This window comes from Pleomorphomonas carboxyditropha (genome assembly GCF_002770725.1).
In the GTDB taxonomy this organism is placed as follows: Bacteria; Pseudomonadota; Alphaproteobacteria; order Rhizobiales; family Pleomorphomonadaceae; genus Pleomorphomonas; species Pleomorphomonas carboxyditropha.
The window spans coordinates 304,375-322,052 of the sequence record NZ_NQVN01000001.1; the positions used below are offsets into that span (position 1 = coordinate 304,375).

18 protein-coding genes are annotated in these 17,678 nt (G+C 66.8%); 13 read left to right on the forward strand and 5 right to left on the reverse strand.

Features of this window, described 5'->3' with window-relative positions; translation table 11 throughout:
• The first annotated feature begins 4 nt into the window (after positions 1-4).
• From flgC to cckA, 6 genes are all read left to right on the forward strand, one after another.
• Positions 5-415, forward strand: a complete 411-nt coding sequence (flgC, locus tag CJ014_RS01435; RefSeq protein ID WP_100078736.1) for a flagellar basal body rod protein FlgC — start codon at positions 5-7, stop codon at positions 413-415.
• A 26-nt stretch (positions 416-441) separates the two neighbouring features.
• Positions 442-783: a flagellar hook-basal body complex protein FliE gene (gene fliE / locus CJ014_RS01440; protein ID WP_100078737.1), complete on the forward strand. Its 342-nt coding sequence runs from the start codon at positions 442-444 to the stop codon at positions 781-783.
• Between the two features lie 27 nt (positions 784-810).
• Positions 811-1,074 carry a flagellar biosynthesis protein FliQ gene (gene fliQ / locus CJ014_RS01445; RefSeq protein WP_100078738.1) on the forward strand — a complete coding sequence of 88 codons (264 nt, stop codon included), beginning with the start codon at positions 811-813 and terminating at the stop codon, positions 1,072-1,074.
• Positions 1,071-1,835 (forward strand): flagellar biosynthetic protein FliR, encoded by a 765-nt coding sequence (gene fliR / locus CJ014_RS01450; protein WP_165790710.1) that lies wholly within the window; start codon positions 1,071-1,073, stop codon positions 1,833-1,835. The genes fliQ and fliR overlap by 4 nt, the downstream gene beginning before the upstream one ends.
• Before the next feature lie 7 nt (positions 1,836-1,842).
• Positions 1,843-2,919, forward strand: coding sequence for a flagellar biosynthesis protein FlhB (gene flhB / locus CJ014_RS01455; protein ID WP_100078740.1), 1,077 nt, complete (start codon positions 1,843-1,845; stop codon positions 2,917-2,919).
• A 189-nt stretch (positions 2,920-3,108) separates the two neighbouring features.
• Positions 3,109-5,652 (forward strand): cell cycle histidine kinase CckA, encoded by a 2,544-nt coding sequence (gene cckA / locus CJ014_RS01460; RefSeq protein ID WP_100078741.1) that lies wholly within the window; start codon positions 3,109-3,111, stop codon positions 5,650-5,652.
• A gap of 872 nt (positions 5,653-6,524) precedes the next feature.
• On the opposite strand, the gene CJ014_RS01465 is transcribed toward cckA, so the two are convergent.
• Entirely contained in the window at positions 6,525-7,439 is a 915-nt protein-coding gene (locus CJ014_RS01465; protein ID WP_100078742.1) for a pseudouridine-5'-phosphate glycosidase, read from the reverse strand.
• A 192-nt stretch (positions 7,440-7,631) separates the two neighbouring features.
• A complete protein-coding gene (locus CJ014_RS01470) occupies positions 7,632-8,525 on the reverse strand; it encodes a PfkB family carbohydrate kinase (RefSeq protein ID WP_165790711.1) in 894 nt (297 codons plus the stop codon).
• On the opposite strand from CJ014_RS01470, the gene CJ014_RS27725 reads away from it, so the two are divergent.
• The 4 genes from CJ014_RS27725 (at position 8,508) to alaS (ending at position 13,246) form a co-directional block, all read left to right on the forward strand.
• Positions 8,508-8,723, forward strand: coding sequence for a hypothetical protein (locus CJ014_RS27725; protein ID WP_165790712.1), 216 nt, complete (start codon positions 8,508-8,510; stop codon positions 8,721-8,723). The genes CJ014_RS01470 and CJ014_RS27725 overlap by 18 nt on opposite strands.
• A 17-nt stretch (positions 8,724-8,740) precedes the next feature.
• Positions 8,741-9,826: a recombinase RecA gene (gene recA, locus CJ014_RS01475; RefSeq protein WP_100078744.1), complete on the forward strand. Its 1,086-nt coding sequence runs from the start codon at positions 8,741-8,743 to the stop codon at positions 9,824-9,826.
• Between the two features lie 17 nt (positions 9,827-9,843).
• Complete coding sequence (locus tag CJ014_RS01480; protein ID WP_207765641.1) at positions 9,844-10,242, forward strand: RidA family protein; 399 nt, start codon at positions 9,844-9,846, stop codon at positions 10,240-10,242.
• 349 nt (positions 10,243-10,591) lie between these two features.
• The gene (alaS, locus tag CJ014_RS01485) at positions 10,592-13,246 is read left to right on the forward strand and encodes an alanine--tRNA ligase (protein WP_100078746.1); all 2,655 of its coding nucleotides are present in this window, start codon (positions 10,592-10,594) and stop codon (positions 13,244-13,246) included.
• Between the two features lie 178 nt (positions 13,247-13,424).
• Here alaS and CJ014_RS01490 read toward each other — a convergent pair whose 3' ends face one another.
• Entirely contained in the window at positions 13,425-14,042 is a 618-nt protein-coding gene (locus CJ014_RS01490) for a PadR family transcriptional regulator (protein ID WP_100078747.1), read from the reverse strand.
• A gap of 319 nt (positions 14,043-14,361) precedes the next feature.
• Here CJ014_RS01490 and CJ014_RS01495 point away from each other — a divergent pair, with 319 nt between their 5' ends.
• From CJ014_RS01495 to CJ014_RS01505, 3 genes are all read left to right on the forward strand, one after another.
• Positions 14,362-14,847 (forward strand): GNAT family acetyltransferase, encoded by a 486-nt coding sequence (locus tag CJ014_RS01495; RefSeq protein ID WP_425351882.1) that lies wholly within the window; start codon positions 14,362-14,364, stop codon positions 14,845-14,847.
• A gap of 286 nt (positions 14,848-15,133) precedes the next feature.
• The gene (locus CJ014_RS01500) at positions 15,134-15,394 is read left to right on the forward strand and encodes a hypothetical protein (protein ID WP_100078749.1); all 261 of its coding nucleotides are present in this window, start codon (positions 15,134-15,136) and stop codon (positions 15,392-15,394) included.
• Between the two features lie 100 nt (positions 15,395-15,494).
• Entirely contained in the window at positions 15,495-15,863 is a 369-nt protein-coding gene (locus CJ014_RS01505) for a VOC family protein (RefSeq protein ID WP_100078750.1), read from the forward strand.
• Between the two features lie 62 nt (positions 15,864-15,925).
• Here CJ014_RS01505 and CJ014_RS01510 read toward each other — a convergent pair whose 3' ends face one another.
• Entirely contained in the window at positions 15,926-16,102 is a 177-nt protein-coding gene (locus CJ014_RS01510; protein ID WP_100078751.1) for a YegP family protein, read from the reverse strand.
• A 269-nt stretch (positions 16,103-16,371) separates the two neighbouring features.
• Positions 16,372-17,589 carry an NADP-dependent isocitrate dehydrogenase gene (locus tag CJ014_RS01515; RefSeq protein WP_100078752.1) on the reverse strand — a complete coding sequence of 406 codons (1,218 nt, stop codon included), beginning with the start codon at positions 17,587-17,589 and terminating at the stop codon, positions 16,372-16,374.
• Positions 17,590-17,678 lie beyond the last annotated feature (89 nt).

The window sequence follows — 17,678 nt, forward strand, 5'->3', positions numbered from 1 at the left end:
GGCCATGGATTTTCTCAAGACGCTGATGATCTCCTCCGCCGGCCTCAAGGTGCAGACCGGCCGCATGCGGATCATCGCCGAGAACGTCGCCAACGCCGACTCGGTCGCCTCGACGCCGGGCGGCGATCCCTACCGCCGCCAGGTTCCCACGGTGACCTCCAAGTTCGACAAGGAACTGGGGGCCGAAATGGTGCGGCTCGGCAAGGTGGTGCCCGACCGTTCGGACTTCGAGGTGAAATACGAGCCGAACAGCCCGGCGGCCGACGCCAGCGGCAACGTCAAGTATCCCAACGTGTCGCCGCTCGTCGAGATGGTCGACATGCAGAGCGCCCAGCGCACCTACGAGGCCAACCTCAACGTGGTCTCGTCGACGCGCAGCATGCTCCAGAAGACCATCGACATCCTGCGCGGCTGAGCGCTTTTCCGAGAAGGACCACCATCATGGCGCTCACCACCACCGCGCTCAACGCCAGCAATGTGTACGGCGCCATGTCGAGGCTGGCGAATCGCGGCCAGTCGGGGCAGGCTGCCGACGCGGCGGCCGATCTGGCGGCCGGGGCGAAATCGCCGGACTTCGGCGCCATGCTGCGCGACCAGGTGCGCGAGGTGGTCGACCAGGGCAACGCCTCGGAGGCCAAGCAGGCGAGCTACATGGCCGGCAAGGGCGACATCATCGACGTCGTCACCGCCGTGTCGGAGGCCGAGGTGGCGCTCGATACCATGGTGTCGGTGCGCGACAAGGTGATCTCGGCCTATGAGGAAATCATGCGCATGGCGATCTGACGCCGGCGCCGGCTCGGAGCGGACGGAATGGGTGGCGCTGAGGTTCTCGACCTGGCCCGGACCGCCATCTGGGTGACCATCAAGATCGCGGCGCCGGTGATGCTGACCGGCCTCGCGGTCGGCTTCGTCGTGTCGCTGTTCCAGGCGCTGACGCAGATCCAGGAACAGACGCTGGCCTTCATTCCGAAGATCCTGTCCATCTTCATCGTGCTGCTGCTGACGCTGCCGTTCATGGCGGACTCGCTCAGCAGCTTCATGGTGACGATCAGCGAATGGATCGTCCGGGGATGATCATCCGCATCCTCCCCGACGTGACGGTGCTGTTCCTGCTGCTGTTCGCGCGCATCGGCGCCCTCTGCATGCTGATGCCCGGCATCGGCGAGCAGACCATCTCGACGCGCCTGCGCCTGACCTTCGCCCTGCTGCTCACCGTCGTCTTCTACCCGGTGCTGTCGAACCGGCTGCCGCCGGGGCTCGCCAACGACACGAACCGGCTGATCTTCGCGCTGGTCGCCGAGGTGATCATCGGCGTCGCCATCGGCCTCACCGCCCGCCTGCTGATGAGCGTCATCCAGGTGGCCGGCACCGCCATCGCCTCCGACATCGGCCTCGGCTTCGCCCAGAGCGTCGACCCTACCATGGGCCAGCAGGGCGCCATCGTCTCGTCCTTCCTGTCGGTGACCGGCGTGACCGTCATCTTCATGACCGACCTGCACCACGTGGCTCTCGCCGGCATCGCCGGCAGCTACACCATGTTCCCGCCCGGCGAGATGGTGCCGGTCGGCGACTTCAAGGACGCCGCCCTTCTGACCATCGCCGAATCCTTCAAGACGGCGTTGCAGATCGCCGCGCCGTTCATGGTGTTCGCCCTGGTCTACAATCTCGGCCTCGGCGTGCTGCAGAAGCTGATGCCGCAGTTCCAGGTGTATTTCCTGGCGATGCCGCTCACCATCATGATCGGCCTCGCCATCCTGGCGTCGCTGGTCGTCACCATCCTCGGCCTCTACCGGTCCTTCCTGGAGACCGGTCTGATGCGCCTCATTCCCAATTGAGGCAGCCATGGCCGGTTCGGACGACGACAGCGACAAGACGGAAGAACCAACCCACCGAAAACTCGAGCAGGCGCACGAGCAGGGCGACGTCATCAAGAGCATGGAGGTGAGCACCTTCTTCGGGCTCGTCGCCGTGACCGCCGTCATCGGGCTTGCCGGCTCGGGCATGACCGGCACGCTGCTGTCGCCGCTGCGCGGTCTCATCGAACATGCCGCCGAGATCGCCGTCGACGGCGGCGGCCTGCGCCGGCTCTATCTCACCCTGGTGGGTGGATTCCTGATCGCGCTGGCCTTTCCGCTGGTGCTGATGGCGCTCGGCGGCATCGCCGGCAACCTCGCCCAGCACCGCATGGTATTCTCGTGGAAGTCGCTGGAGCCGCGGCTCGACAAGGTGTCGCCGCTGTCGGGCCTGAAGCGGATGTTCTCGCCGGAGAGTCTCGCCAATTTCATCAAGGGCCTCCTGAAGGTCGCCATGCTCGGCACGGTGATGGTCTCCGTGCTGTGGCCGGAGCGCGACCGGCTCGACGCGCTGGTCACCATCGACATCGCGCGCACGCTGCCGGTGGCCAAGGCGCTGGCGCTCAGGATGCTCGGCTTCATGCTGGCGCTGATGTTCTTCATCGCCGCCGTCGACTATTTCTGGGCGCGCTTCCGCTACATGAAGCGCCAGCGCATGTCGCTGCAGGAGGTCAAGGACGAGCACAAGCAGACCGAGGGCGATCCGCATATCAAGGGCCGCATCCGGTCGCTGCGCATGCAGCGGGCGCGCCAGCGCATGATGCAGAAGGTGCCGGAGGCGACGGTGGTGGTCACCAACCCGACGCACTACGCGGTGGCGCTCAAGTACGACCAGACGACGCCGGCGCCGGTCTGCGTCGCCAAGGGCGTCGACGAGGTGGCGCTGCGCATCCGCGAGATGGCGAAGACGGCCGACGTGCCGATCGTCGAAAATCCGCCGCTCGCCCGTGCGCTCTACGCCAGCGTCGATCTCGACGAAGCCATCCCCGAGCAGCACTACAAGGCGGTGGCGCAGGTGGTGGGCTACGTGATGAATCTCAAGAAGAAGCCGAGCTGGCGGTCGTGAAGGAGGGCGATCGCCGCGCGGATGGGGCGCAAAAGCTGGTATCATCCGCTCCGATCGGCGAAAAGGCGCAAGTCGGCGTTTGCCTCGTCACGGGCGATTGCTAAAGATCATGGCTTGAACAGACGATTCCCGGCCGGCGCGGACCTTGCGCAACGCGGCGCCGGCGGGCGGGGGTAGGGCGAGAGCAGCATGAACGAAACCGAGCCGTCGGCACCTTCCGTCGAAACGCCGATCGTCGACCGCTCCGAGCGCGGCGGCAACGTCGGCCTGGTGATCGCCCTGGCGCTGGCGCTGGTGGCCGCCGCCGCCGTGTTCGCGGTGCTCGACCGGGCGGCGGCCGAGCCCTATGTGCTCGGCCTGCTCGGTCTCCTGGCGGTGATCGGCGTGTTCTCGCTGTTCGCCATCGCCATCGGCCTCGTCCGCCTGTCCTCGCGCAACGACGGCCAGGTGCAGCTCGCCAAGCGCTTCCTCGACACCATGACCGACGGCGTCTGCGTCACCGACGGCGACGGCCGCATCGTCTACGCCAACGCCACCTACGGCCGGCTGATCCGCGCCGAGGCGGCCGTCGACGTCCGCACCGTCGAGCGGGTGTTCTCGGGCGATCCGGATACCGCCGACGTGATCTTCCGCCTGGCCCAGGCGTCGCGCGAGGGGCGGCGGGCCACCGAGGAGGTGCGCGTCGCCCATCCGCTCGGCCGCATCGACGGCCCGGCCCGCTGGTATCGCATCCGCGTGCGGCCGCTCAACGGCCTGTCCCAGCCGCTCAACGTCTGGCAGGTGGCCGACATCACCCGCGACCGCGACGAGCAGGAGAACAGCTTCCAGGCGCTGCAGCGGGCGGTGAACTTCCTCGATCACGCGCCGGCTGGCTTCCTGTCGGCCAACGCGCTCGGCCGCGTTGTCTACATGAACGCCACGCTGACCGACTGGCTCGGCTACGACTTGGCCGAGTTCGAGGCCGGCGCCATGCAGTTGAAGGAGATCGTGGTCGGCGACGGCGTGGCGCTGCTCGACGGCATCCGCGGCGCCTCCGGCGAGGTGAAGACCGGCATCGTCGATCTCGACATGATGAAGCGCAACGGCCAGATCCTGCCGGTCCGCATCATCCACCGCGTGCCGGTGGGCAGCGACGGCTCGGTCGGCGACAGCCGCACGCTGGTGCTGAACCGCTCGCCCGGCGAGGACGTGTCGGAATCGCTGCGCGCCGCCGAGGTGCGCTTCACGCGCTTCTTCAACAACACGCCGGTCGCCATCGCCTCGATCGACAAGGAAGGCCGCATCGGCCGCAACAACGCGCCGTTCATGCGCCTGTTCGGGGCGTCGATCAAACCGGACGCCTCGGCGCCGCGCGGCCGCCTCACCGACGTGGTCGCCGAGCGCGACCGCAAGGCGATCTCCGAGGCGATCGAGTCGGCCGTCGGCGGGCAGGGCAATATCTCCGGCATCGACGTGTCGCTGCCCGGCGAGGGCGACCGCTCGGCCCGCTTCTACGTGTCGACCGTCGAGGAAGGGGCAGGCGACAGCGAGGTGGCGATCGTCTACGCGCTGGAGACCACCGAGCAGCGGGCGCTGGAGGAACAGTTCGCCCAGGGGCAGAAGATGCAGGCGGTCGGCCAACTGGCCGGCGGCGTGGCGCATGACTTCAACAACGTGCTGACCGCCATCATCGGCTTCTCCGACCTGCTGCTCAACAACCACCGGCCGACCGACCCATCCTTCCAGGACATCATGAACATCAAGCAGAACGCCAACCGCGCCGCCGGCCTCGTCCGGCAGCTCCTGGCCTTCTCGCGCCGCCAGACGTTGAGGCCGCAGGTGCTGGTGCTCTCCGACGTGCTGGCCGAGCTTTCCAACCTGCTGAGCCGGCTGCTCGGCGAGAAGGTGCAGCTCAAGGTCGTCAACGGCCGCGACGTCTGGCCGGTGATGGCCGACCTCAACCAATTCGAGCAGGTGGTCATCAACCTCGCCGTCAACGCCCGCGACGCCATGACCAGGGCCGGCAAGCTGGAGATCCGCACCTCCAACGTCACGGCGGCCGAATGCGCCGCCTCCTATCCGTTCAAGGGGATGCCGGCCGCCGATTACGTTCACCTCGAGGTGGAGGACAATGGCTCGGGCATGACGCCGGAGATCATGGAGAAGATCTTCGACCCGTTCTTCTCGACAAAGGAAGTGGGCAAGGGCACCGGTCTCGGCCTCTCCACCGTCTACGGCATCATCAAGCAGACCGGCGGCTACATCTATCCGGTGTCGGAAGTGGAGGTCGGCACCACCTTCCACATCTTCCTGCCGCGCCACGAGGCGCCGGCCGAGGCAGTGCCGAAGAAGAACGTCGAGGCGACGCCGATCGCCGACCTCACGGGCAACGCGTCGATCCTGCTGGTAGAGGACGAGGAGGCGGTGCGCGCCTTCGCCGCCCGGGCGCTGATCTCGCGCGGCTATACCGTTCACGAGGCTTCGACCGGCACCGAGGCGCTGGAGGTGATGGCCGAAGTGGGCGGCAACATCGACCTGGTGGTGTCCGACGTGGTGATGCCGGAGATGGACGGGCCGACGCTGCTGAGGGAACTGCGCAAGACGCAGCCCGACCTCAAGATCATCTTCGTGTCGGGCTATGCCGAGGACGCCTTCAAGAAGAACCTGCCGGAAAACGAGCAGTTCAACTTCCTGCCCAAGCCCTTCTCGCTGAAGCAGCTGGCGACGACGGTGAAGGAAACGCTGGCCGAGTAGGCGGGGCCGGCGAGCAAGGTTGATGGAAAAATTATATAATTAAAACATATATATAAGCGTCACCCTGCGTGCCCGGGAATTTGCCCCGGGCACCAGTGCGCCGACCTATCCCTTTGTTCCCCATATATAAAGCTGTCATCCTCGCGCAGGCGAGGACCTCAGGCAGGACAAAGCTCAACGCGGATATAGCGCTCCAGCAACGCAAGGCGCCCGATACGCCCCTCCTCGCCTTCTCGTCCCGAGGTCCTCGCCTTCGCGAGGATGACAATCCATGGGAAGCGACGCGCTGGGCGGTGACGGCGTGACGGGAACGTTCGCGTACCCGGGCAAATTCCCTGGCAAGCTTGAGAAATAGCGTACCAGGGAATTTGCCTGGGGTCCCAGTGTGCCGACCTATCCCTTTGTTCCCCCATATATATAATTCTGTCATCCTCGCGCAGGCGAGGACCTCAGGCAGAACAAAGCTCAACGCAGATATAGCGCTCCAGCAACGCTGGGGCGCCTGATACCCCCCCTCATCACCTTCTCGTCCTGAGGTCCTCGCCTTCGCGAGGATGACAATCCATGGGAAGCGATGCGCTCGGCGGTGATGGCGGGACAGGAACGTTCGCGTACGGGCAAATTCCCGGGCCAGCTTGAGAAACTCCGCCTGGAAAGCGGCGGCAATGTTCATCAAGTCATTGAAATGGCATGATCCCGCACATGCGAGACCGGAAATATTGCGTCAGCGTGCCCGGGAATTTGCCCCGGGTACGTCATCCTACGCGAAGGCATGGGGCTCGGGCCGGAAGGGACAAGAGGCGGATATCGGGCGCCTTTTCCCGGGCGGCAGGTATCGGGGCCGGCGAGCCGGCCCCGGACGTGTGTCTATCTCAGCCCTTCAGCGCCTTGGCGATGTCGGCGGCCAGGCGGGCGTTGTTCATGACCAGCGCGATGTTGGTCTTGAGCGACGAGCCGGCGGTGCGCTCGAACATGTCGGCGAGCAGATAGGGCGTCACCTCCTTGGCGGAGATGCCGGCGTCCCTGGCCGAGGCCAGCGAGGCGGCGATGAAGCCCTGCATGCGGACGGCCGGGATCTCGTCGGTCTCCGGCACCGGGTTGGCGACCAGCATGCCGCCGTCGATGCCGATGGTCTCACGTGCCTTCTGGAAGGCGGCGATCTCGGCCGCCGAATCGAGCCGCAGGGGGGCCTTCAGGCCCGAGCCGCGCGACCAGAAGGCCGGGAACTCGTCGGTGCCGTAGCCGACCACCGGCACGCCCTTGGTCTCCAGCACTTCCAGTGTCTTCGGCAGGTCGAGGATGGCCTTGGCGCCGGCGGCGACGACGATCACCGAGGTGCGGCCGAGCTCCTCCAGGTCGGCGGAGATGTCGAAGCTCTCCTCGGCGCCCTGGTGCACGCCGCCGATGCCGCCGGTGGCGAACACGTCGATGCCGGCGAGGCGGGCGCAGATCATGGTGGCGGCGACGGTGGTCGAGCCCGGCCGGCCGGTGGCCAGCGCGAAGGCGAGGTCGGCGCGCGACAGCTTCATGACGCCGGTCATGGTGCCGAGCCGGTCGAGCGTGCCGGCGTCGAGGCCGACGCGGATCTTGCCCTCCAGCACAGCGATGGTGGCCGGCACGGCGCCGCGGCCGCGGATCTCGGCCTCGACGGCGCGCGCCGTCTCGACGTTGTCCGGGTAGGGCATGCCATGGGTGACGATGGTCGATTCGAGCGCGACGACCGGCTTGCCGGCGGCGATCGCGGCTTCGACTTCGGGCGAATAGACGAGTGGCAGGGATGCCATCATGCCTCCGATTGTGGCCGCACGACAGGGCCACGGAGCGGGCACGCGACGTCGGCGGCGAGTGATGGATCTCCGAGCCATGCTCTATACGACGAGACGACCGGTTTGCGAAAGAGGGAAGACGCGCCTTGGCGCCGAAGATGGAAATCTCCCTTGTCTTTCAAGGAGGAGCCCGTTGCTCTGGGGCTGCCGCGGCTAGGCTTCCGCCGTCTCGCCAGCCGCCAGGGCCGCCGCGACCACACCGGCCGGCAGCTCGCCGAGGGCGCCGGCAGTGGCGAGTGCGGCGCGGGCGGCCAGCATGCCGACACCGACGGCCAAGATCAGCGGAGCGCCCGCCGACAGCGCCAGTAGTAGGCCGGCGGTCTGGGCGTCGCCGACGCCGGTGACGTCGATCACCTCGGTCGGCCGCGGCGTCAGCTCGGTGATGCGGCCCTCGTCGAGGATGGCCAAGGGTTTCGAGCCACCGGTGACGACCGCCCGCCGGGCGCCGGCCGTCGCCAGCTGCTCGGCCGCCTCGGCCGGCCGGCCGACCGGATGGCCGACCAGGAGTTCCGCCGAAGGCAGGTTGCAGATGAACAGCGCGCCGGAGGCGACGAGCGGCTTGAGGCGCGGCGCCTTGGCTCTCGATATGGCGTCCAGCACCAGCCGGTCGCCATGGGCGTCGGCGAGCCGGCGGAGCTCGCCGGGGGCGAGATTGGCGTCGGCAAACACCAGCCGGTCCTTGTCGCCGCCGAGCGCCGCCGCCGGCAGCACGAAGCCGTCGTAGAGGCCGAGGTCGGAAATGGCCGAGACGAGTTCGCCGGCCTCGTCGTGAATGGCGAGATAGGTGCCGGTCCGGCCGCCGCCGTCCACCAGCATCGCCGTGGTGTCGATGTCGGCCGCGACGAGCTCGGCCATGAGGTCGCGACCGGCGGCGTCGTCGCCGACCACCGACACGAAGCGACAGGGCGCCCCGGCCCGTCCGAGCAGCACCGCGACGTTGCGCGCCACGCCGCCGGAGCGGCGCGTCACCATCCCCGGACAGGAGGTCGCCGGCTCGTAGGCGACGCCCGCCCGGCCGAGCACGTCCTGATGGCAGCCGCCGACCACCAGCAATGGTCGGAAGGCCTTGTTTCGATTCCCGGCGCCCAGCGCTTTTCTCCCCATTTTCCGGCGTTTCGACCTGACCGGAACACGACGGGAACGAAACCAGACTTGCTTTTTTCTGTCAAGGACATAAATGCCGCTTGCCAACAGGAACAAATCATGTACATTGGCCGGGAATTTGAAATCCCTGACCGGCCGTGAAATAAGGAGCGAAGCCAGTGTCGCAGAATTCACTTCGCCTCGTGGAAGGAACCTCCATGGACAAGACCAAGGCGCTCGACGCCGCCCTGTCGCAGATCGAACGGGCCTTCGGCAAGGGGTCCATCATGCGCCTCGGCAAGGGGCAGGTGGTGGAGGTTGAGACGGTGCCGACCGGTTCGCTGGGGCTCGACATCGCGCTCGGCATCGGCGGTCTGCCGAAGGGCCGCATCGTCGAGATCTACGGTCCCGAATCGTCGGGCAAGACGACGCTGGCGCTGCATACGGTGGCCGAGGCGCAGAAGCGCGGCGGCGTCTGCGCCTTCATCGACGCCGAGCACGCGCTCGATCCGGTCTATGCCCGCAAGCTGGGCGTCAACCTCGACGACCTCCTGATTTCGCAGCCGGATGCCGGCGAGCAGGCGCTGGAGATCACCGACACGCTGGTGCGCTCCGGCGCCATCGACGTGCTGGTGATCGACTCGGTGGCGGCGCTGACGCCGCGCGCCGAGCTCGAGGGCGAGATGGGCGACCAGTTGCCGGGCCTGCAGGCCCGCCTGATGAGCCAGGCGCTCCGCAAGCTCACCGCGTCGGTCTCCAAGTCGAAGACCATGGTGGTCTTCATCAACCAGATCCGCATGAAGATCGGCGTGATGTTCGGCAGCCCGGAGACGACGACCGGCGGCAACGCCCTCAAGTTCTATTCCTCGGTGCGTCTCGATATCCGCCGCATCGGCGCGCTGAAGAACCGCGAGGAGATCGTCGGCAACCAGACCCGCGTCAAGGTGGTCAAGAACAAGCTGGCGCCGCCGTTCCGCGAGGTCGAGTTCGACATTCTCTACGGCGAGGGCGTGTCCAAGGTGGGCGAGCTGATCGACCTCGGCGTCAAGGCCGGCATCGTCGAGAAGTCCGGCGCCTGGTTCTCCTACAACAGCCAGCGCCTCGGGCAGGGCCGCGAGAACGCCAAGCAGTTCCTGCGCGAGAACGAGGCGCTCGCCAACGAGATCGAGGCGGCCATCCGCCAGAATGCCGGCGTCATCGCCGACTCCATCCTGAAGGGCGCACCCGAGGATGATGCCGACGGAACGGCGCCCGAGCTCGAGTGAAGTTCGGAAAGGCAGTGATGCAGTTTCGCAATCCGGCCGGCGTGCATGCGCCGGTCGCCGCCTATAGCCACCAGGTCGAAGTGCCGGCGAATGCCCGCTGGCTGGCGCTGTCCGGACAGATCGGGCTGCGGCCCGACGGCACGGCGCCGGCCGATCCGGCGGAGCAATTCGAGGTGGCGCTCGCCAATATCCGCCGCAACCTCGAAGCGGCCGGCATGCGGATCGCCGACCTCGTCAAGCTGACGATCTATCTGGCCGGCGACATCGACGCCGACCGCCGGCGGCAGGTGCTCGGCGCGTTTCTCGGCGATCACCGTCCCTGCATGACGCTGCTTTGCGTGTCGGCGCTGGCCGCGCCCGCCCTGAAGGTGGAGATCGACGCCTGGGCGGCGCGCGAGACGCCGGAGAGCCGATAGCGCCGGCGCGACGAAAGCGGCGATGCGGCGCGGAAATAGCGGCGTCGCAGTTCGGCGGCCGCCGCTGGACAGGCGGATGGCCGGCGGCTAAATAACGCTTTGCCTTGCCTGGAACCGATGTCGTCGGAGCCGGTCTGGCCTGCGCGTCCTTTCCGCCGGCGGCTGCCCCATAAGGCGCCATCCGGATTATCGAGACGAACCCCGCCGGCCGGTGCCCCTTCTGCGATCGCTCGACGCAGGGCTTTGGTTGCGGGAGCGTGCGAGCGGCTCGCGGAAAATGGGGTTCGGGCGGATCGGCTGTCGCGGGTGATGCGAGCGGTGCCGTCCCAGCGCAGGCAGGCGGATCGTCATGAGTGGTGTGAACGAGATCAGGAAGACCTTCGTCGACTATTTCGGCAGGAACGGTCACGAGGTGGTGTCGTCGAGCCCGCTGGTACCGCGCAACGATCCGACGCTGATGTTCACCAACGCCGGCATGGTGCAGTTCAAGAACGTCTTCACCGGCCTCGAGAAGCGCCCCTACAGCCGCGCCACCACCTCGCAGAAGTGCGTCCGCGCCGGCGGCAAGCACAACGACCTCGACAACGTCGGCTATACCGCCCGCCATCACACCTTCTTCGAGATGCTGGGCAATTTCTCCTTCGGCGACTACTTCAAGGACCGGGCGATCGAACTGGCCTGGGGCCTGGTCACCAAGGAATTCGGCCTGCCGAAGGAGCGGCTGCTGGTCACCGTCTACTCCGAGGACGAGGAGGCGGCGACCTATTGGAAGAAGATCGCCGGTCTTCCCGAAGACCGCATCATCCGCATCGCCACCTCGGACAATTTCTGGGCGATGGGCGATACCGGCCCCTGCGGCCCCTGCTCGGAGATCTTCTTCGACCACGGCGACCACATCTGGGGCGGCCCGCCGGGCTCGGCCGAGGAGGACGGCGACCGCTTCATCGAGATCTGGAACCTCGTGTTCATGCAATACGAGCAGTTGTCGAAGAGCGAGCGCGTGGCGCTGCCGCGGCCGTCGATCGACACCGGCATGGGTCTCGAGCGCATCGCCGCCGTGCTGCAGGGCGTCCACAACAACTACGACATCGACCTGTTCCAGGCGCTGATCCGCGCTTCGGTCGAGGCGACCGGCGTTGCCGCCGAGGGCGAGCGCCTCGCCTCGCACCGCGTCATCGCCGACCATCTGCGTGCCTCGAGCTTCCTGGTGGCCGACGGCGTGCTGCCGTCCAACGAGGGGCGCGGCTACGTGCTCCGCCGCATCATGCGCCGGGCCATGCGCCACGCCCACCTGCTCGGCGCCGAGGAGCCGCTGCTCTATCGCCTGGTGCCGGCGCTGGTGCGCGAGATGGGCCAGGCCTATCCGGAGCTGGTGCGCGCCGAGGCGCTGATCACCGAGACGCTGAAGCTCGAGGAGAGCCGGTTCCGCCGCACGCTGGCGCGCGGCCTCGGCCTGCTCGACGAAGCGACCGGTGGGCTCGCCCAGGGCGCCAGCCTCGATGGCGAGACGGCCTTCAAGCTTTACGACACCTACGGCTTCCCGCTCGACCTGACGCAGGACGCGCTGAAGGCGCGCGGCATTGGCGTCGACACTGACGGGTTCGCCGCCGCCATGGAGCGGCAGAAGGCCGAGGCGCGCGCCAACTGGGCCGGCTCGGGCGAGGCGGCCACCGAGACCGTCTGGTTCGGCCTTCGCGAGAAGGTCGGCGCCACCGAGTTCCTCGGCTACGACACCGAGAAGGCCGAGGGCGTCGTGGTGGCGCTGGTCAGGGACGGCAAGGAAGTCGCCGAGCTCAAGGCCGGCGAGACGGGCTCGCTGATCGTCAACCAGACGCCGTTCTACGGCGAATCGGGCGGTCAGGTCGGCGATGTCGGCGCGATCTCCGGCGCCGGGTTCCGGCTGGCGGTCACCGACGTCGCCAAGAAGGCCGACGGCCTGTTCGTGCATCAGGTGACCGTCGAGGACGGCGCCGTGAAGGTCGGCGAGCCGGTCGAGCTCTCGGTCGATCACGCCCGCCGCTCGCGCATCCGCGCCAACCATTCGGCGACGCACCTGTTGCACGAGGCGCTCAGGGAGGTGCTCGGCAAGCACGCGGCCCAGAAGGGCTCGCTGGTGACGCCCGACCGGCTGCGCTTCGACTTCTCGCACCCGAAACCGATGGACGAGAAGGAGATCGCCGAGGTCAGCCGCCTCGCCAACGCCATCGTGCTGCAGGACGGCCCGGTGACCACCCGCCTAATGGGCCAGGAGGAGGCGATCGCCGAGGGTGCCATGGCGCTGTTCGGCGAGAAATACGGCGACGAGGTGCGCGTGGTCACCATGGGCACGGCGCTCGAGGGCGAGAAGGCCGGCAAGACCTACTCGACCGAGCTCTGCGGCGGCACGCATGTGTCGCGCACCGGCGAGATCGGCCTCGTCCACATCCTGTCGGAAAGCGCGGTGGCGGCCGGCGTGCGCCGCATCGAGGCGCTGACCGGCGACGGCGCCCGCGCCTATTTCGAGGACCAGGAAAAGACGGTGCGCAACGTCGCCCGCGAGCTGAAGGTGCCGGTCGGCGACGTGGTCGATCGCGTGGCGGCGCTGGTCGAGGAGCGGCGCAAGCTGGAGCGCGAGCTCGCCGAGGTCAGGCGCAAGCTCGCCATGGGCGGCGGCGCGGCCGCCGACGAGGTGACGGAGATCGCCGGCGTCAAGTTCCTGGGACGGGTGGCCGAGGGCGTCAGCCCGAAGGACCTGAAGGGCCTCGTCGACGAGGGCAAGGCCAAGCTCGGTTCGGGCGTGGTGGCGCTGGTCGGCGTCTCCGAGGACGGCAAGGCCGGCGTGGTGGTCGGCGTGACGCCGGATCTCACGGCGCGCTTCTCGGCCGTCGATCTGGTGCGCGTGGCGTCCGAGACGCTGGGCGGCAAGGGCGGCGGCGGCCGGCCGGACATGGCGCAGGCCGGCGGCCCGGATGGCGCCAAGGCGGCGGAAGCGCTCGCCGCCGTCAGGGCGGCGCTGGGAGGCTGATCCTAGAGCATTTCCGGCGAGAACAGGTTCGCCGGAAATGCTCTATCTCTTTGAATAGGCGCAATTTCGGACGCAAAACCGGTTCCCACTTTTGCTGAAATTGCTCTAGCAGCTGGCACAAATATACGCCCGTCCGAGCGGTGGCTCGGGCGGGCGTTTGTCTTTGGCGGGAGGCTGCTCAGATCTGCTCGATCTTGCGGGCCGTGTCGTCGAGCAGCTCGGCCAGCGCGTCGATCTGCGCCGGCGTCAGCGCGGCGCTCTGCGTCTTCAGGCGAAGGGCGAGGCGCAGGTTCTCGACGGCGCGGATGAGGCGCGGATCGCGCTCGGGCCGGCGGTCGGAGCCGGCCTCGGCGAAGCGGGCAAGCACGGCGTCGATGGCGGCGCGGTTCTCCTCGACGGTGGCGCGGCCGGCGTCGGTGGCGGCGTAGAGCTTCTTGTTGCCCTCGGCGCTCATCACCTCGATCTGGCCGGTCTCCTCGAGCAGCGTCAGCGTCGGATAGATGACGCCGGCGCTCGGCGCATAGGCGCCGCCGGTGCGCTCCTCGATCTCCTTGATGATCTCGTAGCCGTGGCGGGGCTGCTCGGCGATCAGCGCCAGCACGACGAGGCGCAGCACGCCGTTGTCGAAGAAGCGGCCGCGGCCGAACGGACCGCCGCGATGGCCGGGGCCATGACGGTCGGGGCGCTCGCCGCGCTCGCCCCAGAGGGGGCGGCCGAAGGGCCCCCGGCCGCCGGTGGCGCGGCGGTCGTCGTCATGGTCGTGGAAGCCGTGGGGGAAGTGGAATTTATGGTGCATGTCTAGTTCCTGTTAGATCGTGATGTGATTAGATATATCGAAACTGAGTCGGATTGCAAGGGGCAATTTCGTCGATGGCGGACTCTTCGGGGAGAATTTTCGTCCTGCATCGGCATACGGCCGATCTGAAATTGAGTAAGCAATTGAAATATAATTATATTTTTCCGTTCTCAAAAATCCGTGTGCTTCGATGAAAAGGGGTGAGCGCAGAGGGTGCCTGTATCCGCAACAAGGATCGGCTATATCTAAACTTGGTTTTGGATGCCGGTCGGCGGGCTATCGGAGTCGCGTGTCCGGCCGGCGATAGGGGAGACGGCAAGTGACCTCTGGCGCGGATATGGTCATCGGCGAGATGGCCGGCGACGAACGCGAGACGGTGATCGCACTCTGGTCGCGCTGCGGCCTGACGCGGCCCTGGAACGATCCCGAGGCCGATGTGGCGCTGGCCGAGGCGACCGAGACAGCGACGGTCCTGGTGGCGCGGGCCGGCGGCAGCATCGTCGGCGCCGCCATGACCGGGCACGACGGCCATCGCGGCGCCCTCTACTATCTCGGCGTCGATCCTCGGTGCCGCCGCGACGGCATCGGCCGCGCGCTGGTTGAGGCGGCCGAGGCCTGGTGCCGGTCGCGCGGCGCGCCGAAGATCAATCTTCTGGTCCGCAGCGAGAATCAGGCCGTGCTCGCCTTCTACACGGCGCTTGGCTATCTGCCGACCGACAGCATTTCGCTCTATCGCACGCTCGACCCGGAGCGCGCGGCGCGCGAGCGGGCCGAGAAGGCCGCCTGGGCGGCGGCGCGCGGCTGACGCAGCCGGCTTGCATGCGGGCTGCCAACGGTACCAACTAAAGTCTAGTCGGGGCAGTTTTTCGCCAAGTCATTGAATGGAACGTGATAATTGTTTCACAGAGTGGAAAGTCGGCGTGGCGATTCATCGAGGGTGATGTTTTCACGTGTTACTACGACTAAGTAGAAATAAACCGTATAGCAAAATTTAAGCATGATACGCTTTGGTTGGAATTGAATTCGCAGCTTGAACGGTTCGCTCCGATCCCGCGGCGGGGGAGGCGATCCGGAATGTCGGAGGCCAATGCATGCTTGCGCTCGAACTGGTGCTTGTGCTGGTCGTGGCCGGCCTCGTCGTCGGAACGCAGTTCCGGGTATTCGCCATGGCGCCGCTGGCGCTTGCGGCCTGCGCATGCGCCTTCCTGGAGGCCGTGACCATCGGCGCCTCCGGCCCGCGCGTGGCGTTGCATATCGCCGAGGCGGCGATCTTCTTCCAGGCCGCCTACGCCCTTGGGGCCATGCTGGTCCATTGGCGGCGGCCTTTCCTGCCGATGCGGCCGCGCGTCTGAAGGATGCTCTCGCGGGCCTCCTTGTCTGATATTTTATGCTGACATATTTTGGCAGTAGACCGTCATAAGCTGCTCATCGCCAGGATGCGAGGAGATGCCGATGGTCACGCCCACCTATTATCTGCTGCACGTCGCCGATCCCGAGAAAAGCAGCGGCTTTTATGCCGGGCTGTTCGGCCGGCCGCCGGTCGAGACCTCTGCGACCTTCGTGTTGTTCGTCCTCGACGGCGGCATCAAGGTGGGGCTGTGGTCGAAAGCCACCGTCGAGCCGGCGACCGGCGGAGCGCCGGGTGCGCTGGAGATCGGCGTAGCCCTGAAGGCGCCCGCCGAGGTCGATGCCTTTCACGAAAGCTGGCTAGCGCGCGGCCTGCCGGTGCTCCAGCCGCCCACCGACATGGATTTCGGCCGCAGCATGATGGTGAACGATCCGGACGGCCATCGCATCCGCCTCTTCGCCGTCACCATGTGACGGACGATTCGAAAGGCCCGCCGGCTGCGGTCCGGCGGGCGCATGGCTTTTCCGGCCGCGCTTCAGCCGTTGTCCTCTGTGGGGGCCGTCGGACCGTTCTTCTTGATCGATTCGATGGCGTTGATCGCCGAGGCCTTGGACTTGTAGCCCTCGGTCCAGAAGATGGTCTCGCCATTGTACTTGAAGTAAGCGACGTATTCGTCGGCCTTGTTCTTCTTGATCTCGAACTTGTGCGCCACGTCTACCCCTCCGGTTGGCGGCGAGCCCGCAGAAGAACGGGCCGGCCTCGAAATCCAGGACGGGCTGCCCGGCATATCCAGCGCTGCCGTGGCATGAGAGCAATGCCCGCCCGTCATGAGAGTATTGGCAGACGGGCGGGCTGTCATCGGTCTTCAAGTAGGAAAGCCGCCGTCATCCTCATCAATCTTTCCGGACCGCCGCCAGTCAAACCAAGAGCGACGGACCGTTTCCGATCCGCCGCCCGATGTATTCGACCGGGATGACCGGCTTACCACTTGGCCATTTCGGCTTCGAGGTTCTCGGCGACCTTCTCGAGGAAGCCGGTGGTGGAGAGCCACTTCTGGTCCGGCCCGATCAGCAGGGCGAGATCCTTGGTCATGAAGCCGCTTTCCACCGTGTCGACGCAGACCTTTTCCAGCGTGGTGGCGAACCTGGCCAGGTCGGCGTTGTCGTCGAGCTTGGCGCGGTGGGCGAGGCCGCGCGTCCAGGCGAAGATCGAGGCGATGGAGTTGGTCGAGGTCTCCTTGCCCTTCTGGTGCTCGCGATAGTGGCGGGTGACGGTGCCGTGGGCCGCCTCGGCCTCGACGGTCCTGCCATCCGGCGTCAGCAGCACCGAAGTCATCAGGCCGAGCGAGCCGAAGCCCTGCGCCACCGTGTCGGACTGCACGTCGCCGTCGTAGTTCTTGCAGGCCCAGATGTAGCCGCCCGACCACTTCAGCGACGAGGCGACCATGTCGTCGATCAGGCGGTGCTCGTAGGTGATGCCGAGCCTGTCGAACTCGGCCTTGAACTCGGCGTCGAACACCTCCTGGAAGATATCCTTGAAGCGGCCGTCATAGGCCTTGAGGATGGTGTTCTTGGTGGAGAGATAGACCGGCCACTTGCGCAGGATGCCGTAGTTGAACGAGGCGCGGGCGAAGTCGCGGATCGATTCGTCGAGGTTGTACATGGCGAGCGCCACGCCGGCGCCGGGGGCCTTGAACACTTCCTTCTCGATCACCGCGCCGTCCTCGCCGACGAACTTGATCGACAGCGTGCCCTTGCCGGGGAACTTGAAGTCGGTGGCCTTGTACTGGTCGCCGAAGGCGTGACGGCCGACGACGATCGGCTGCGTCCAGCCCGGGACGAGGCGCGGCACGTTCTTGCAGATGATCGGCTCGCGGAAGATGACGCCGCCGAGGATGTTGCGGATGGTGCCGTTGGGCGACTTCCACATTTCCTTGAGGCTGAATTCCTTCACGCGCGCCTCGTCGGGCGTGATGGTGGCGCACTTGATGCCGACGCCGTGCTTCTTGATGGCGTTGGCGGCGTCGACCGTCACCTGGTCGGCCGTGGCGTCGCGGTTCTGAACGGAGAGGTCGTAATAGTCGATGTCGATGTCGAGATAGGGCAGGATCAGCTTGTCCTTGATCAACTGCCAGATGATGCGGGTCATCTCATCGCCGTCGAGATCGACGACCGGGTTCTGAACCTTGATCTTCGCCATAGTGGGGTGACCTTCCGAAGGTGTGGCCGGGCCGTGAGGCCGGTTCGCACGCCTGCCGATACGCAAACGCACGGATGATCCGCCTGTAG

Excerpts from the sequence above, each read along its gene's own strand:
- fliE (WP_100078737.1), top strand. The coding sequence starts at position 442 with ATGGCGCTCACCACCACCGCGCTCAACGCCAGCAATGTGTACGGCGCC.
- alaS (WP_100078746.1), top strand. The coding sequence starts at position 10,592 with ATGAGTGGTGTGAACGAGATCAGGAAGACCTTCGTCGACTATTTCGGC.
- CJ014_RS01505 (WP_100078750.1), top strand. The coding sequence starts at position 15,495 with ATGGTCACGCCCACCTATTATCTGCTGCACGTCGCCGATCCCGAGAAA.
- flgC (WP_100078736.1), top strand. The coding sequence starts at position 5 with ATGGATTTTCTCAAGACGCTGATGATCTCCTCCGCCGGCCTCAAGGTG.
- fliR (WP_165790710.1), top strand. The coding sequence starts at position 1,071 with ATGATCATCCGCATCCTCCCCGACGTGACGGTGCTGTTCCTGCTGCTG.
- cckA (WP_100078741.1), top strand. The coding sequence starts at position 3,109 with ATGAACGAAACCGAGCCGTCGGCACCTTCCGTCGAAACGCCGATCGTC.
- CJ014_RS01500 (WP_100078749.1), top strand. The coding sequence starts at position 15,134 with ATGCTTGCGCTCGAACTGGTGCTTGTGCTGGTCGTGGCCGGCCTCGTC.
- flhB (WP_100078740.1), top strand. The coding sequence starts at position 1,843 with ATGGCCGGTTCGGACGACGACAGCGACAAGACGGAAGAACCAACCCAC.
- CJ014_RS01490 (WP_100078747.1), bottom strand. The coding sequence starts at position 14,042 with ATGCACCATAAATTCCACTTCCCCCACGGCTTCCACGACCATGACGAC.
- CJ014_RS01480 (WP_207765641.1), top strand. The coding sequence starts at position 9,844 with ATGCAGTTTCGCAATCCGGCCGGCGTGCATGCGCCGGTCGCCGCCTAT.
- fliQ (WP_100078738.1), top strand. The coding sequence starts at position 811 with ATGGGTGGCGCTGAGGTTCTCGACCTGGCCCGGACCGCCATCTGGGTG.
- CJ014_RS27725 (WP_165790712.1), top strand. The coding sequence starts at position 8,508 with ATGGCAGCCGCCGACCACCAGCAATGGTCGGAAGGCCTTGTTTCGATT.
- CJ014_RS01515 (WP_100078752.1), bottom strand. The coding sequence starts at position 17,589 with ATGGCGAAGATCAAGGTTCAGAACCCGGTCGTCGATCTCGACGGCGAT.
- CJ014_RS01465 (WP_100078742.1), bottom strand. The coding sequence starts at position 7,439 with ATGATGGCATCCCTGCCACTCGTCTATTCGCCCGAAGTCGAAGCCGCG.